Genomic DNA, 14,587 nt, shown 5'->3' on the forward strand with positions numbered 1-14,587 from the left:
AGGCGGACGGGCGCGCCGCGCCCGACGCCTTGTTCCCCGGCATCCTGAAAGTGGCGCGCCTGGGCTACGACGGCAAGGGCCAGGCCCGCATCAGCACGCGTGACGAAGCGCTGGCCGCCTTCGCCGAATTCGGCGGCGTGGCCTGCGTGCTGGAAGCGCTGATGCCGTTGGATTACGAAATCTCGGTGGTGCTGGCGCGCGGGTTCGATGGCGCAAGCGTCGTCTTCCCCGTGGCGCGCAACGTGCACCGCGACGGCATCCTGGCGGTGTCGACCGCCGCGCCCGTGCAGTCGGACGCCGCGCATGCCGAACGGCAGGCCCGCGCGACCGAAGCCGCGCAATCCATCGCGCAAGGCCTGGGCTATCACGGCGTGCTGTGCGTGGAATTCTTCGTGCTGAAAGACGGCAGCTTGATCGTCAACGAGATCGCGCCGCGCCCGCACAACAGCGGTCACTACACGATGAACGCCTGCGTCACCAGCCAGTTCGAACAGCAGGCGCGTGCGATGGCCGGCTTGCCGCTGGGCAGCACGGCGCTGTTGGCGCCCGCGGTCATGCTGAATATTCTGGGCGACATCTGGTACGAATCGCCCGCGGCCACGCAGCAGCGGGAACCCGATTGGGCAGCGGCCTTGGCGGTGCCCACGGCCAAGCTGCATTTGTACGGCAAGCGCGATGCTAGGCGCGCCCGCAAGATGGGGCACATCACCATCGTGGCGCCCACGCTGGAGCAGGCCCGCAGCGATGCCGCCAGCGTAGCTGCCGCGCTGGGCATGCAGGCGCCCGAGTAACGCCCGAGTCATCCCCGAGTCACGCCCGAGTCACGCCCGAATAACGCCGAGTCACCCCGAGCCACCCGCGACGATCCCGATGTCCTCCTTGTCCCCGCCCGACTCCGCCAGCGACGCGGAAATTGCCCACGCCGCGCAACGCCTGCTGGACGGTGAGCTGGTCGCCTTTCCGACCGAGACCGTCTATGGCCTGGGCGCGGATGCGCAAAGCCCGCAGGCGGTGGCCAAGATCTACGCAGCCAAGGGCCGGCCGTCGAACCACCCCGTTATCGTGCACATTGCGCCCACGGGCGACGTGGGCTATTGGGCGGCCAACGTGCCGCCCGAGGCGCGCCTGTTGATCGACGCGTTCTGGCCCGGCCCGTTGACGCTGATCCTAAAGCGCGCGCCGCATATCGCCGACACGGTCAGCGGTGGGCAGGACAGTATCGGCATCCGCTGCCCGTCGCATCCCGTGGCGCAGGCGCTGCTGGCGGCGTTCGCGGCGGGCAAGCCGAACGGGCAGGGCGGCGTGGCGGCGCCATCGGCTAACAAGTTCGGGCAGGTATCGCCCACGCGCGCCGACCATGTGCGCGCCGAATTTCCTGATGAAGTCGCGGCCGGCATGCCGGTGCTGGAAGGCGGCGCATCCGAAGTGGGCATCGAATCCACCATTCTTGATTTGTCGCGCCTGGATCGTGGCGCGGGCCCCGTGCTGCTGCGCCCGGGCCATATCAGCGCCGCGCAGATCGAAGCCGTGCTGGGCGTGCAGGTGTTTGCACCGGATGCCGCCGCGCCGCGCGCCTCGGGCACGCTGAAGGCCCACTACGCGCCGCGCACCCCGCTTGAGCTGGCATCCGACGGCCGCCTGCGCGACGTGGCGCAAGGCCGCAACCTGCCGCCCGGCAAGGTGGTGGTGGTGGCGTATGGCGATCAGCCCGATACGCTGGATGCGCGCCTGCAATGGCACGCCGTGCCGGCGGACCCGGCGCGTTATGCGCAGGCGCTGTATGGCTTGTTGCGGGATTTGGACAAGCAGGGCTATGCGCGCATCATCGTGCAGGCGCCGCCTGCCACCGACGCCTGGCACGCCGTCAACGATCGCATCGGCCGCGCGGCCGCGGCGTTCACGCTGGATACCACCGACCTGGCTTCGTAGGGGCAGGCGCGCTTCAAAGAACGGGCTCGAACAGAAGGGCTCGAACAGAAGGGCTCGAACAGAAGGGCTGGAACAGAACGGCTGGAACAGAAGGGCAGGAACAGAAGGGCTGGAACAGAAGGGCTCGAACCGGTCGGGTTCGATCGGGCCTGTCCTGCTTAGCCGCATCGGCCGCCTTGCCCGGGCCGCGCGTTCAGCCTCCTATGCCACCAGGAATTCCCCGATCCGTTCCACCGCCTGCCGCAGCGGCGGCAGGAATTCGTCCGTCAGGCGCGCCAACGGCACGCGCGCGGCCTTGACGCTGACGTTCACGGCGCCGCACGCCTTGCCGCTGGCCGAGCGCACCGGCACCGAAATCGCGCGCACGTTCAATTCCAATTCCTGGTCAACCACCGCGTAACCCTGGTCGCGAATGCGCGCCAGTTCCGCGCGCAGCCGGGCTTCGGTGGTCAGCGTGAATTCCGTGTAGGGCTGCAAGGGCGTGGCGGCGAAGTAGCGGGCCAGCGCGGGCTCGGGCAATTGCGCCAGCAGCACGCGCCCGATCGATGTGCAATACGCCGGCAGGCGGCTGCCCAGACCCATGGATGTGGCCAGCAGGCGGTTCACTTCCGAACGCGCCAGGTACAGCATTTCGTTGCCTTCCATGATGGCCAGCGCGCAGGTTTCGTTGACCGTGGCGCTTAGCTCTTCCAGCACCGGCTGGGCCAGCGACACGAACGGCGTGGATGAGAAATACGCGTAGCCCAGGCCCAGGATGCGCGGCGTCAGCACATATAGCCTGCCGTGCTGTTCGGCAATGCCCAGCAGCACCAGCGTGTGCAGGCAGCGCTGCACCACGGCGCGCGGCAGCCCGGCGCGGCGGCTCAGTTCGGCGGCGGTTTGCGGATGGCGGCGCGTGCCGAACGCGCGGATCACGTGCAGGCCGCGCGCCAGGGTCAGCATGTAGTCCGGGTCGCCACGGAACTGGTCGGGATGTTCGTCCTCGGCCAGCGGCAGCGCGTAGCCGGGGGGAGGCAGGTTGGGCAGCATCAGCCCGCGCGCAGCGGCGCGCCGGTGCGTCCTTGCAGTTCAGTCAGCGTCATGCCGTCGATCATATCTCGAACAACCAGGCCGTCCGGCGTCACGTCGATCACTGCTAAATCCGTGTAGATGCGGTCAACCACGCCCGCGCCCGTCAGCGGATAGGTGCAGCGTTCGACGATTTTTGGATCCCCGTTCTTGCTGTTGTGTTCCATCATGATGAACACGCTGCGCGCGCCCACCGCCAGGTCCATTGCGCCACCCACGGCGGGCGCCTCGCCCGGCTTGGCCAGCGACCAGTTGGCCAGGTCGCCGTTGGCCGCGACCTGCATGCCGCCCATCACGCAGATGTCCAGATGGCCGCCGCGCATCATCGCAAACGAATCCGCGTGGTGAAAATACGCGCCGCCGGCAAGCAGCGTCACCGGCTGCTTGCCGGCGTTGATCAGGTCCAGGTTGATGGCGTCTTCCGAAGGCGGCGGGCCCATGCCCAGGATGCCGTTTTCGCTATGCAGCACGATCTCGCGATCGTCGGGCAGGCAAGCGGCCACCAGCACCGGCATGCCGATGCCCAGGTTGACGTAGCTGCCGTCGGGAATATCCAGGGCCAGGCGGCGCGCCATGGCCTCGCGGGTCAGGGGTTGGTACATACGTGGGCCTCAGCTGGAAAAGGCGGCGTTGGCCACCTCGGTGATGCGCTTGACGAAGATGCCGGGCGTGACGATGGCTTCGGGCGGCAATTCACCCAAGTCGGCTTTGGCGCGCACCTGCACGATGGTGGTCTTGGCCGCCATGCACATGATCGGGCCGAAGTTGCGCGCGCTCTTGTGATAAGTCAGGTTGCCCCAGCGGTCGCCCTGGTCGGCCTTGACCAGCGCAAAGTCGCCATGCAGCGGCGTTTCGAATACGTGGCCGCGTCCGTCGATGATGCGGGTTTCCTTGCCCGCCGCCAGTTCCGTGCCGTAGGCGGTGGGCGTGAAGAACCCGCCCAGCCCAGCGCCCGCCGCGCGCAGCCGTTCGGCGATGGTGCCCTGCGGCACGCATTCCAGTTCGATGCCGCCCCGCCGGTACAGGTCGTCAAAGACCCACGAGTGCGACGCCTTTGGAAACGAGCAGATCACCTTGCGCACGCGGCCCGCCTTGATCAGCGCGGCCAGGCCGGTTTCGCGATTGCCCGCGTTGTTGCTGACCACGGTCAGCTCGCGCGCGCCCTGGTCGATCAGCGCGTGGATCAGTTCGGTGGGCATGCCCGCGCCGCCAAAGCCGCTGATCAGCACCGTGGCGCCGTCGTGGATGTCCGAGACCGCGGCCTCGGGGGTGTCGATGAACTTGTTGATCATGGTGAAACTCCGATCGGGCGGACGCGCGGCGCTGCCGGCGCCCGCCGCCTTTCAGTTCGCGGTGATACCGACCTGCTTGATGACCTCGGCGTAGCGGGCCGACTCTTTTTGCATCAGGTCGGCGAATTGCGCGGTCGTGCCGCCCACCGGCATGAAGCCCACGTCCACGAATTTGCGCTTGACCTCGGGGTCCTTGACCACCTCGGCGATCTCGCGCGCCATGCGGTCGATGATCGGCTGGGGCGTGTTGGCCGGCGCCAGCAGGCCCGCCCACGAGCCCGTTTCAAAGCCCGGCTGGCCGGCTTCGCCCATGGTCGGAATGGAGGGCTCGTCGGGCCAGCGTTCCTTACCCGTGAAGGCCAGCGCCTTCAGCCGGTTCTGCTTCACGTACTGCATGGGCACCAGAATGGGGTCGAACACCATGGACACGCGCCCGCCCAGCAGGTCGGTCAGAATCGGCGCGCTTCCCTTGTAGGCCACGTGCGTCATCGCAATCTTGTTCTGCGAGGCGAACATGGCGCCGGTCAGGTGCGCGTTCGACCCCGTGCCGCTGGAGGCATAAGTCAGCTTGTCGGGGTGCTTGCGGCCATAGTCCACGAGCTCGGCCACGGTCTTGACGGGGACCTCTTCGGCCACGAACAGGAACAGCGGCAGGTCGGCCATCTGCACCACGGGCACCAGGTCGGTGGGTTTGAAGTTCAGCTTGTACAGGTGGAAATTGACCAGGTACGCGGGAAGCATCGCCAGAAAGGTGTAGCCGTCCGGGTCAGCCTTGGCCGCCATGGCCGAGCCCACGCTGCTGTTCGCGCCCGGCTTGTTTTCCACAATGATGGTCTGGCCCAGGCGCGGCCCCAGCTTTTCCACCACGATGCGGGTGACGATGTCGGTGGAGCCGCCCGGCGTGTAGGGCACGATGATCTTGATGGGCTTGGTGGGCCAGTCGTCGGCGGCATGCGCGGGGCCGGCCATCATGCCGACGGCGGCCAGCGCCGAGCACAACACGGTTTTCAGGGCAAGGCGGCGCGGGGCGACGGCATTGCGGCGGGGCTGCGATTTGCAAACATGTGCCATGGATTTGTCTCCTCCATGAAGCGACCGAATATCGATGCGCGCCGGGTTTTTTATGTGGCGCGCTCGGCGTTTTAGGGCTGGGGCGGCGATGCCGCGTATCGGACATCGACGCAAAAAAAGTATGGCATGCAGGGGCCCGCCCCATGGGGCGTAGGGGGCCGATAAAGTTCGGTCATCGAACAAAAGGCGGGAATCTATCAACCTTGTCATCCTTGGGGTTTCCTCTAGGGAAAGCCGCGTTGTTCACGCCGTGGACATGGCGTAATCTGGCGGCCGGCCCTGTAAAGCCGGGCCTGGTTTCAGCCGCCGCCGTCTTACAAGCCGGTGCGGACATCACTCTCAGGAGAGGCATCAATGAAGCGGTCAACTTTGTTTGCAGCCGGCGCCCTGGCCCTGGCTTGTGCGTCCCAGGCGGCAGTTGCCGGCCCCACGCTGGATGCGGTCAAGAAAAAGGGATTCGTGCAATGCGGTTTGACCGATGGCGTCTCCGGCTTCTCGGCCACCAACAGCAAGGGTGAATGGGAAGGGATGGACGTGGACATCTGCCGCGCCGTCGCCGCAGCCGTATTCGGCGACCCCACCAAATTCAAGGGCACCGCGCTATCCACGCAGCAACGCTTCACCGCCTTGCAGTCGGGCGAAGTCGACGTGCTGCTGCGCACCGTCACGCTGACGCAAACGCGCGATACCTCGCTGGGGTTGTCCGCCGTGGCGGCCAGCTTCTACGACGGCCAAGGCATCCTGGTCAACAAGAAGCTGGGCGTCAAAAGCGCCAAGGAACTGAACGGCGCCACGGTCTGCGTGCAGCCGGGTACCACCACCGAACTGAACCTGGCCGACTGGTTCCGCGCCAACAAGATCGAATTCAAACCGGTGGTGATCGACAAGGTCACCGAGGTGGTGCGCGCCTTCGAATCCGGCCGCTGCGACGCCTTCACCGACGACGCTTCGCAACTGGCCGCCGTGCGCGCCACGCAGGTCGCCAAGCCCGACGATTACGAAATCCTGCCCGAACGTTTTTCCAAGGAACCGCTGGGGCCCATGGTGCGCCAGGGCGACGAAAACTGGCTGGGCATCGTGCGCTGGACGCTGTTTGCCCTGCTGGAAGCCGAGGAATACGGCATCACGCAAAAGAACGTGGACGAGATGCTGAAAAGCAACAACCCCAACGTTTCCCGCATCCTGGGCGTGACGCCGGGGGCGGGCAAGAACATGGGGCTGGATGAAAAATGGGCCTACAACGCCATCAAGGCAGTGGGCAATTACAGCGAAGTGTTCGAACGCAACGTCGGCAAGGACAGCAAGCTGGGCCTGCAACGCGGCACCAACGCGCTGTGGACCAACGGCGGCGCCATGTATCCATGGCCGATCCGCTGACGACGCCACACTGACAAGATGGCCTGCGCATGCAGGCCATTTTTTCTTGTGCGGGCGATGATGGCAAAGTGCGGGACCTGTATTCACCTCAATCGCCATGCGATATAAGCGAACCGTTATGCGGTACGCTATGCGCTTTCCCCTGCACCCGCTGCGCCATGACATCGACGCCACATCCCGAGGATTCCCCTTTGTTCATTGCCGCGCTGGCGCGCGGCATTTCGGTGCTAAGGGCATTCAACGAAGGGGAGCCCGCCATGACGCTGCCGGAGCTGGCCGAGGCCACGGGCCTGGGTAAAAGCGCCGTTCAGCGCTTTACCCACACCCTCTGGACGCTGGGCTACCTGCGCAAGGACCCCGTCACCAAGAAGTTCTCGCTGGCGCCCTGGTCGCTGGAGCTGGGCATGCACTACGTGCAGACCAGCCCGCTGGTGCTAGGCGGAAACCCGTTCCTGCACACGCTGAACCGCAACAGCCAGGAGACGTGCAGCCTGGCGGAGCCGGACGGTCTGGACATGGTCTATGTGGCGCGCTTTGCCACCCACAAGGAAATGTTCGTGAACATGCCGGTTGGCATGCGCTTGCCTTTCTATTGCACGGCAGCGGGGCGCGCGGTGCTGGCCAGGTTGGACCCCGGCGTTGCGCAAGACTTGCTGGAACGCTGCGACCGCAAGCCTTTCACGGCAAATACGATCACCCGCATGGATGCCTTGCTGGCCGAACTCGAGTTCGCCCGGCGCCACGGCTATGCAAGGTCCAACGGCGAGTTTTACCCCGGCGACATCACGGTCAGCGCGGCGGTCCTGGATGCCGGCGGCACGCCCTTGGGCGCCGTGAACGTGTCCGTGCCTTCCAGCCGTTGGTCTTTTGAACAGGCGCAAGCCGTGTTCGGCCCGCAAGTGGTGGAGACCGCGCAGGCTATCAGTGCATCGCGCACCTTGGGCCGTACGCATCCCTTCTACTTGATGGAACCCCCGGGCGGCGCGTTGCGCGGGGCGATGCCCTTGCCCGACGACGAGGCCTGATCCCTGCCGCGCGCCCGATTTCAGTGCACGCCGCGCGCCACGACGGGGCGCATTCCCCTTTAATCCCCACTAATCTACTCAAGTAATTGCGCGCCTCTAGGGGGAACTCCCTAATAGGCCGGCCGACTTTTTGCCTGCTAATCTATTTACGACACGATCGTATCGCATAGCGATTCGATTGAATCTAAATATCGCAACGTCCGCATATCGCCGACGGGCAAGCCCAGGAGCCGCGCTGTGCCGCAGTCATCTGATTTCAATTTCAACCCCGTAGCCGGGTTCATGGGCTTGCCATCGGTCCGCGAGTCCGAAGCGGGCAAGCCACGCGCGTGCGTGGTGGGCGTTCCTTTTGATTGCGGCACGCACCCCTTTCGCGTGGGATCGCGGCAGGGGCCCGACGCGATCCGCGAACAATCCCGCTTGCTCCGCCCCGTCGACATCTTTCGCCGACATGGCATCGACAGCCCTCCTGAATTCCTGCGCGCCATCGATGTGGGTAACGTGGCTTGCCACCCGGGAGACCCCGACGCCTCGTACCCGCTGATCGAAGCCGGCATCGGCGCCATCCTGGACGCCGGCGCCATCCCCATCTCGATGGGCGGTGACGGCGCGGTGACGTTGCCGCAGTTGCGTGCGGTGGGGCGCCGCCATCCGGATTTCGTCGTACTGCATTTCGATTCGCACACCGACACCTATCCCATCGCCGGCTACAACACGGCCACCACGTTCACGCGCGCCGCCGAAGAGGGTCTGCTGGACGTCGCGGCCAGCTTTCACGTAGGCACGCGCGGCAGTTCCTTCATGCCCGGGGTGCTGGAGTTCGGGCGCGAGGTCGGCTACACGATCGTCCCCTACGACGACTTCGACCAGGACCAGAAGGGCACGCTGGCGGACATCAAGCAGCGTATCGGCCAGCGCCCGGTGTACCTGTGCTTTGACATGGACATCTTCGACCCCTCTTGTGCGCCCGGAGTCTGCACGCCGGAGTGGGGAGGCTTGTCGGCCAAGGAAGGGTTGGCGCTGGTGCGTCAGCTTGCCGGCTTGAACTTCGTGGCGTTCGACATCAATACCGTGTCGCCGCCGCAAGACGTGCAGGGAGCCACGGCCTTCCTGGCTGCCACCGTAATGCAGGAATTCTTCGCCCTGGCGGCGGTGGCAGTGCAGCAATACCCGCAAGGGCGTCCGGCCTGAGCCGAGGCGTTTGCATCACCAACATTCGCGGCATTCATTCATCCAAGGGGAAAAACGATGACATTCAAAGCCATTCTGCTGGGCCTGGCGGCCGCCGGCCTGTTGATTCAAACCGGCGCGCAGGCGCGCACGCTGGACGAAGTGCGCAATGATAAAAGCCTGGCCGTCGTCACCACGGCATCGGCGCCGCCGCACGGGTTCAAGAATCCCAAGTCCAACCAGCTGGAAGGCATCATGGTGGACGTGGCGGCGGGCGTGGCCAAGCACCTGAAGGTATCGGACAAGCTGTCCGACGTGCCCTTTTCCGGCCTTATCCCCACGCTGACGTCGGGGCGGGCGGACGTCATGTCGGCGCCGCTGTTCATTACCGAAGAACGCGCCAAGGCCATCGACTTTTCGGTCCCCGTCTACGGGTGGGGCGAGGGCGTGGTGGTCAGCGACAAGGCAACCAAGAAGTACGCCAGGTTTGAAGACATGCAGGGGCAGCGGGTAGGCGTGCTGGTGGATTCCGTCCAGTTCAACATGATCAAGGACATGCCGGGCACAAAAGTCACGACCTACCAGGACTATTCAACCTTGCTGGCCGATGTGCGCGCCGGCCGCGTCGACCTGGGCATCGTGGACCCGCCCAGCATCATTTATCAAATCCAGACCAAGAACATCCCGGGCGTGAAGCTCGATACGGGCTACCAGCCGCAACGCACGTGGCAGGTAGGCATGGCCGTGCAAAAGGGCAATACCGCGCTGTTGGAAGCCGTCAACAAGGCGATTGCCGATATGAAGGCGAACGGCGAAATGGCCGCCATCGGAAAGAAGTGGGGTGTGTCCGACCTCATCAGCAAGTAAGCGCCGTTACGGCACGGATAAGGAGCACGACTTGGATCTCGCTACGCTGCGCATGTACCTGACCCCGCTGGCCGAGGGCACGGTCTGGACCCTGGCGCTGTTTTTCTGTTCGGCTTTTCTGGCGGTGGCGTTGGGCCTGGTCGTCTGCTTGTGCCGCTTGTCCCCCTCGCGCCTGTTGAGCCGTGGCGCGCGGTTCTACATCGAGGTGATCCGCGGCACGCCGTTGTTGCTGCAATTGTTCTACATCTACTACGGGCTGCCCGAGATGGGCGTGGTGATCAACGGCTTTGTCGCGGGCGTGCTGGGCCTGACCTTGAACTTCGGCGCGTACCTGGCCGAACTGTTCAGAAGCGGCATCCAGTCGGTGGACACGGGCCAGTACGAGGCGGCGCGCGCGCTGGGTCTGCGCAAGGTGCAGCGGCTGCGTCGCATCGTGTTGCCGCAAGCGCTGCGCACGGTCTTCCCGGCCTTGGGCAACTATGCGCTGGTGCTGATCAAAGAGACCTCTTTGGTGGCCGTTATCAGCGTGTACGAGCTGATGCGGGCGGGCGAGATGCTGGCCGGTGCGACCTTCCAGGCACTGACGGTCTACACGATGGTGGGGGTCATCTATTTCGCCATGTGCAGCGTGCTGTCGTACCTGTTCCGTCGGTCCGAAAAGCGTTTGACGGTGCCGGGCTACTGGAGCGGCGCCGGCGAAAACCACGATATTTCCAAGGCTTGAAACGATGAATGCAACGACTGCCTTGGCGCCCATCATCACGATGCAGGGCGTCAGCAAATGGTATGGAGACTTCCAGGTGCTGAACGACCTGGCGCTGGAAGTGTCGCCCGGCGAGAAGCTGATCCTTTGCGGGCCGTCCGGCTCGGGAAAATCCACGACGATCCGCCTGCTGAATCGGCTGGAGGAACACCAGAAGGGCCGCATCGTGGTCGACGGCATCGAGCTCAACGAAGACGTCAAGAACATCGAGCGCATCCGCGCGGAAGTCGGCATGGTGTTCCAGCACTTCAACCTGTTTCCGCATCTGACGGTACTGGAGAACTGCACGCTGGCTCCGCTGCTGGTCAAGGGCGTGCCGGCGGACGAAGCCCGGTCGCGCGCCATGGAATATCTGGAACGGGTGCGCATTCCGCAGCACGCCGACAAGTATCCTGGCCAGCTTTCGGGCGGCCAGAAGCAGCGCGTGGCGATCGCGCGGGCCTTGTGCATGCAGCCCAAGATCATGCTGTTCGACGAACCCACGTCGGCGCTGGACCCCGAGATGGTCAAGGAAGTGCTGGACACCATGGTCGCGCTGGCCAAAGACGGCATGACCATGGTCTGCGTTACGCACGAAATGGGTTTTGCGAGGGAGGTGGGCGATCGGGTGGTCTTCATGGACCAGGGGGCCATCGTAGAGGCCGACACGCCGGAGAACTTCTTCAACGCCCCCCGCTCGGAACGGGCGCAGGCGTTCCTGGGGCAGATATTGGCCTGATGTTGCGGGTTGCCGGCGGAACGGCGCTTATGCCAGCGCTAATTCCGGCTGGCGGAACGCTGCGGGCATATCCGGGAATGGTTCCATGCCCGCAAGCTGAAATGGGTCTATCGCGTTTTTGATACGCTACCTATCATGCATATCAGGCGGGCGCGCATGCGCCCGCATCGCCATTGAAAACGACTAGGGAAAATCATGAACGGCGCTGACAGTCTCTGCGATACCTTGCTGGCCAACGATGTGGACGTGTGTTTTGCCAACCCCGGCACGTCTGAAATGCACTTCGTCGCGGCCTTGGATCGCAAGCCCCGGATGCGGTGCGTGCTTGGCCTGTTCGAAGGCGTGGTGACGGGCGCTGCCGACGGCTACGCGCGCATGGCGGACAAGCCCGCCGCCACCTTGCTGCACCTGGGACCGGGCCTGGGCAACGGCCTGGCCAACCTGCACAACGCCAAGCGCGCGCGCACGCCCATGGTCAATATCGTGGGCGACCACGCCACCTATCACGTGCAATACGACGCGCCGCTGACCAGCGACGTGGAAGGCGTGGCGCGGCCGATGTCGCATTGGGTCAAGCGCACGATGACGGCCGCCGCCGTGTCGGCGGACGCCGCCGAAGCCATCGGCGTGGCGCGCCAGGCGCCCGGCAACATCGCCACGTTGATCCTGCCCGCCGACACCGCCTGGACCGATCTGCCCGACAACGCGCCCGCGCCTGTACAAGTCAAGGACGCGCCACTGGCGCGGACCTCTGCCGAAGCCGTGCGCGCGGCGGCCGCCGCGATTCGCTCGGGCGAAGTCACGGTGCTGATGCTGGGTGGCGCCGCGCTGCGCGAACGGGCGCTGAACGCCGCCGGGCGAATCGCCCGCGCGACGGGTGTGCGCCTGATGTCCGAAACGTCCAACCGCCGCATCGAGCGCGGCGGCGCGCGCACCCCGGTCGATCGTCTGCCGTACCCGATTGATCTTGCGGTGGCCAAGCTGAAAGACGTCAAGCATCTGGTGCTGGCGGGGGCGAAGGCGCCGGTGGGCTTTTTTGCCTACCCGGGCAAGCCCAGCTTGTTGGCCCCGGCCGACAGCAACCAGGTGGTGCTGGCCTCGGCCGAACAAGACCTGGCCCACGCGCTGGAATGGCTGGCCGACGAACTGGGCATTGCCGCCGACGCGCCGCGTCTGGCCACGCCGGCCGCCGCCTATGAGGTGCCGTCCTCGGGCAAGCTGACGGGCGCCGCCGTGAACATCCTGGTCGCGCATACCTTGCCCGAACAGGCCATCGTGTGCGATGAGTCCATCACGCAGGGCCGCGAATTTCCGATCTACAGCACCAGCAGCGCTCCGCACGATTGGCTGATGCTGACGGGCGGCGCAATCGGTATCGGCCTGCCGCTGGCCACTGGCGCGGCCGTGGCGTGCCCGGACCGCAAGGTCATCACGCTGCAAGCCGACGGCAGCGGCATGTACACCTTGCAGGCGCTGTGGACGCAGGCGCGCGAAAACCTGGACTGCCTGACGGTGATCCTGGCCAACCGGTCCTACGCCACGTTGCATGGCGAAATGAAAAACGTGGGCGTGAAGGAACCCGGCCGCAATGCGCGCCGCATGCTGGATCTGGAAGAGCCCTACCTGGACTGGACGCACCTGGCGCGCGGCATGGGCGTGGAGGCCGTCAGCGTGGACACGGTGGAAGGTTTCGCCCGCGCGCTGGCCGACGGCCTCAAGCGCCGTGGCCCGTTCCTGATCGAAGCCATCATCTGAAAAAGGGGGGCGCGTACGCCTATACGCCCAGATAGCGCGTCAGCTGTTCCGGTTGCCGGGCCAGCGACGCGCTGTCGCCGTCTTCAACGATCACGCCCTTTTCCATCACCAGACAGCGGTCGGTGTGTTCCAGCACTGCGCGGTAGTTGCGATCGACGATCAGCGTGGACATGCCGGTCAAGCGGATCTCGCGGATGATGCGCCAGATCTCGGCCACGATCAGCGGGGCCAGCCCTTCGGTGGCTTCGTCCAGGATCAGCACATCCGGATTGGTCATCAGCGCGCGTCCGATGGCCAGCATCTGCTGTTCGCCTCCCGATAGTTGCTGCCCGCCGTGGCCGAGCCTTTCGCGCAGCCGGGGAAAGGTCTCCAGCACGCGCGCGTAAGTCCAGTCGCGCCCGCCGCGCACGCCGGCACGCGCCGCCACCTGTAGGTTTTCACGTACGTTCAGGTTGGGAAATATGCCCCGGCCTTCGGGTACATAGGCCACCCCCAGTTGCGCAATGGCGTGCGCGGGCGCGCGTGTGCAATCGCGCCCCGCCACGCGCACTTGGCCGCGCGTGCTCTTGACCTGGCCCATCAGGCTGCGGATCAATGTGGTCTTGCCCATGCCGTTGCGGCCTACCAGCCCGACCGATTCGCCGCGCGCGATGTGCATGTCGATGCCGCGCAGCACATGGCTGGCGCCGTAATACACGTGCAGACCGCCGGCCTGGATCAGCGCATCGTGGTTTGCGTTGGCGTGCATGCGGCGGCTCCTTCAGCGTGGGCGGGGTGGGCGTCTTCGCCCAGGTACGCGGTGCGCACGTCGGCGTTGGCGCGAATGGCGTTGGGCGGGCCGCTGGCGATGGCGCTGCCGTTGACCATTACCGTAATGGTCTCGGCGATTCGGAAGACGGCGTCCATGTCATGTTCGACCAGCAGGATCGCGTGGCCCGCCTTCAATGTTTGCAGCAGGTCCAGGATGCGGTCGGTTTCTTCCGGGCCCATGCCGGCCAGGGGCTCGTCCAGCAACAACACCTGTGGCTCGCCCGCCAGGCACATGGCAATTTCCAACTGGCGCTTGCGGCCGTGCGGCAGCAGGCCCGCCGTGTGCGCGGCATCGCCGGCCAGGCCGGTGCGTTCCAGCGCGTGGTGCGCCAACTCGGCGCTGCGGCGGCAATCGGCGGCTGGGCGCCACCAATGCCAGAAGCGCTGACGCGCCGCCTGCGCGGTCAGGCGGCAGTTCTCGAACACGCTTAACTCGGGGAATAACGTGGACCGCTGATAGCTGCGGCCCAGTCCGGCGCGGGCTCGTTGGGGTTGACGCCAGGCGGTAATGTCCCGTCCCCCCAGCATGACCTGCCCGCTGCTTGGCGCAAGCTCGCCCGACAGAATGTTGATCAGCGTGGACTTGCCGGCGCCATTGGTGCCGATGACGGCGTGCACCTGCCCGCGCGCCAGCGACAGGGACACGCCGTTCACGGCGGTCAGCCCGCCAAACCGCCGCGTAACGCCCGAGGCGGCAAGCAGAAGATCAGACATGGGGTTCTCCTTGAACCGGCAAGCGGAC

At 65.6% G+C, this 14,587-nt stretch carries 15 protein-coding genes; 9 read left to right on the forward strand and 6 right to left on the reverse strand.

Features of this window, described 5'->3' with window-relative positions; genetic code table 11:
- Both ACNPP0_RS12550 and ACNPP0_RS12555 read left to right on the forward strand, forming a co-directional pair.
- The coding region (locus ACNPP0_RS12550; protein ID WP_448706059.1) for a 5-(carboxyamino)imidazole ribonucleotide synthase at positions 1 to 791 on the forward strand (791 nt) is incomplete at its 5' end.
- A gap of 79 nt (positions 792 to 870) precedes the next feature.
- A complete protein-coding gene (locus tag ACNPP0_RS12555; RefSeq protein ID WP_448706060.1) occupies positions 871 to 1,929 on the forward strand; it encodes an L-threonylcarbamoyladenylate synthase in 1,059 nt (352 codons plus the stop codon).
- Between the two features lie 201 nt (positions 1,930 to 2,130).
- On the opposite strand, the gene ACNPP0_RS12560 is transcribed toward ACNPP0_RS12555, so the two are convergent.
- From ACNPP0_RS12560 to ACNPP0_RS12575, 4 genes are read right to left on the reverse strand one after another with little or no spacing between them, the layout of a single operon-like run.
- Positions 2,131 to 2,958 (reverse strand): IclR family transcriptional regulator domain-containing protein, encoded by an 828-nt coding sequence (locus ACNPP0_RS12560; RefSeq protein WP_332613157.1) that lies wholly within the window; start codon positions 2,956 to 2,958, stop codon positions 2,131 to 2,133.
- Positions 2,958 to 3,599, reverse strand: coding sequence for a 3-oxoacid CoA-transferase subunit B (locus ACNPP0_RS12565; RefSeq protein WP_046804421.1), 642 nt, complete (start codon positions 3,597 to 3,599; stop codon positions 2,958 to 2,960). Before ACNPP0_RS12565 ends, ACNPP0_RS12560 begins: the two co-directional genes overlap by 1 nt.
- Before the next feature lie 9 nt (positions 3,600 to 3,608).
- On the reverse strand, positions 3,609 to 4,289 hold the full coding sequence (locus ACNPP0_RS12570; protein ID WP_332613161.1) for a 3-oxoacid CoA-transferase subunit A: 681 nt from the start codon (positions 4,287 to 4,289) through the stop codon (positions 3,609 to 3,611).
- 51 nt (positions 4,290 to 4,340) lie between these two features.
- Positions 4,341 to 5,360: a Bug family tripartite tricarboxylate transporter substrate binding protein gene (locus ACNPP0_RS12575; RefSeq protein WP_332613163.1), complete on the reverse strand. Its 1,020-nt coding sequence runs from the start codon at positions 5,358 to 5,360 to the stop codon at positions 4,341 to 4,343.
- Positions 5,361 to 5,714: 354 nt separating this feature from the next.
- Here ACNPP0_RS12575 and ACNPP0_RS12580 point away from each other — a divergent pair, with 354 nt between their 5' ends.
- The 7 genes from ACNPP0_RS12580 to ACNPP0_RS12610 all read left to right on the forward strand — a co-directional run bounded on the left by ACNPP0_RS12580 (position 5,715) and on the right by ACNPP0_RS12610 (position 13,035).
- Positions 5,715 to 6,737 carry an amino acid ABC transporter substrate-binding protein gene (locus tag ACNPP0_RS12580; RefSeq protein WP_332613165.1) on the forward strand — a complete coding sequence of 341 codons (1,023 nt, stop codon included), beginning with the start codon at positions 5,715 to 5,717 and terminating at the stop codon, positions 6,735 to 6,737.
- A 158-nt stretch (positions 6,738 to 6,895) separates the two neighbouring features.
- Positions 6,896 to 7,762, forward strand: coding sequence for an IclR family transcriptional regulator (locus ACNPP0_RS12585; protein ID WP_448706061.1), 867 nt, complete (start codon positions 6,896 to 6,898; stop codon positions 7,760 to 7,762).
- Between the two features lie 282 nt (positions 7,763 to 8,044).
- A complete protein-coding gene (locus ACNPP0_RS12590) occupies positions 8,045 to 8,953 on the forward strand; it encodes an arginase family protein (protein ID WP_448706064.1) in 909 nt (302 codons plus the stop codon).
- Between the two features lie 57 nt (positions 8,954 to 9,010).
- A complete protein-coding gene (locus ACNPP0_RS12595) occupies positions 9,011 to 9,799 on the forward strand; it encodes an ABC transporter substrate-binding protein (RefSeq protein ID WP_448706062.1) in 789 nt (262 codons plus the stop codon).
- 31 nt (positions 9,800 to 9,830) lie between these two features.
- The gene (locus ACNPP0_RS12600; protein WP_006222809.1) at positions 9,831 to 10,523 is read left to right on the forward strand and encodes an amino acid ABC transporter permease; all 693 of its coding nucleotides are present in this window, start codon (positions 9,831 to 9,833) and stop codon (positions 10,521 to 10,523) included.
- Between the two features lie 4 nt (positions 10,524 to 10,527).
- Entirely contained in the window at positions 10,528 to 11,280 is a 753-nt protein-coding gene (locus ACNPP0_RS12605) for an amino acid ABC transporter ATP-binding protein (RefSeq protein WP_442880398.1), read from the forward strand.
- 195 nt (positions 11,281 to 11,475) lie between these two features.
- Positions 11,476 to 13,035, forward strand: a complete 1,560-nt coding sequence (locus ACNPP0_RS12610) for an acetolactate synthase large subunit (protein WP_448706063.1) — start codon at positions 11,476 to 11,478, stop codon at positions 13,033 to 13,035.
- A 19-nt stretch (positions 13,036 to 13,054) separates the two neighbouring features.
- On the opposite strand, the gene ACNPP0_RS12615 is transcribed toward ACNPP0_RS12610, so the two are convergent.
- Together ACNPP0_RS12615 and ACNPP0_RS12620 are read right to left on the reverse strand one after the other, a co-directional pair.
- Positions 13,055 to 13,783: an ABC transporter ATP-binding protein gene (locus ACNPP0_RS12615; protein WP_332613172.1), complete on the reverse strand. Its 729-nt coding sequence runs from the start codon at positions 13,781 to 13,783 to the stop codon at positions 13,055 to 13,057.
- The gene (locus ACNPP0_RS12620) at positions 13,753 to 14,559 is read right to left on the reverse strand and encodes an ABC transporter ATP-binding protein (protein WP_332613173.1); all 807 of its coding nucleotides are present in this window, start codon (positions 14,557 to 14,559) and stop codon (positions 13,753 to 13,755) included. Before ACNPP0_RS12620 ends, ACNPP0_RS12615 begins: the two co-directional genes overlap by 31 nt.
- Between the last annotated feature and the right edge of the window lie 28 nt (positions 14,560 to 14,587).

The organism is Achromobacter semiaridum (genome assembly GCF_053543755.1).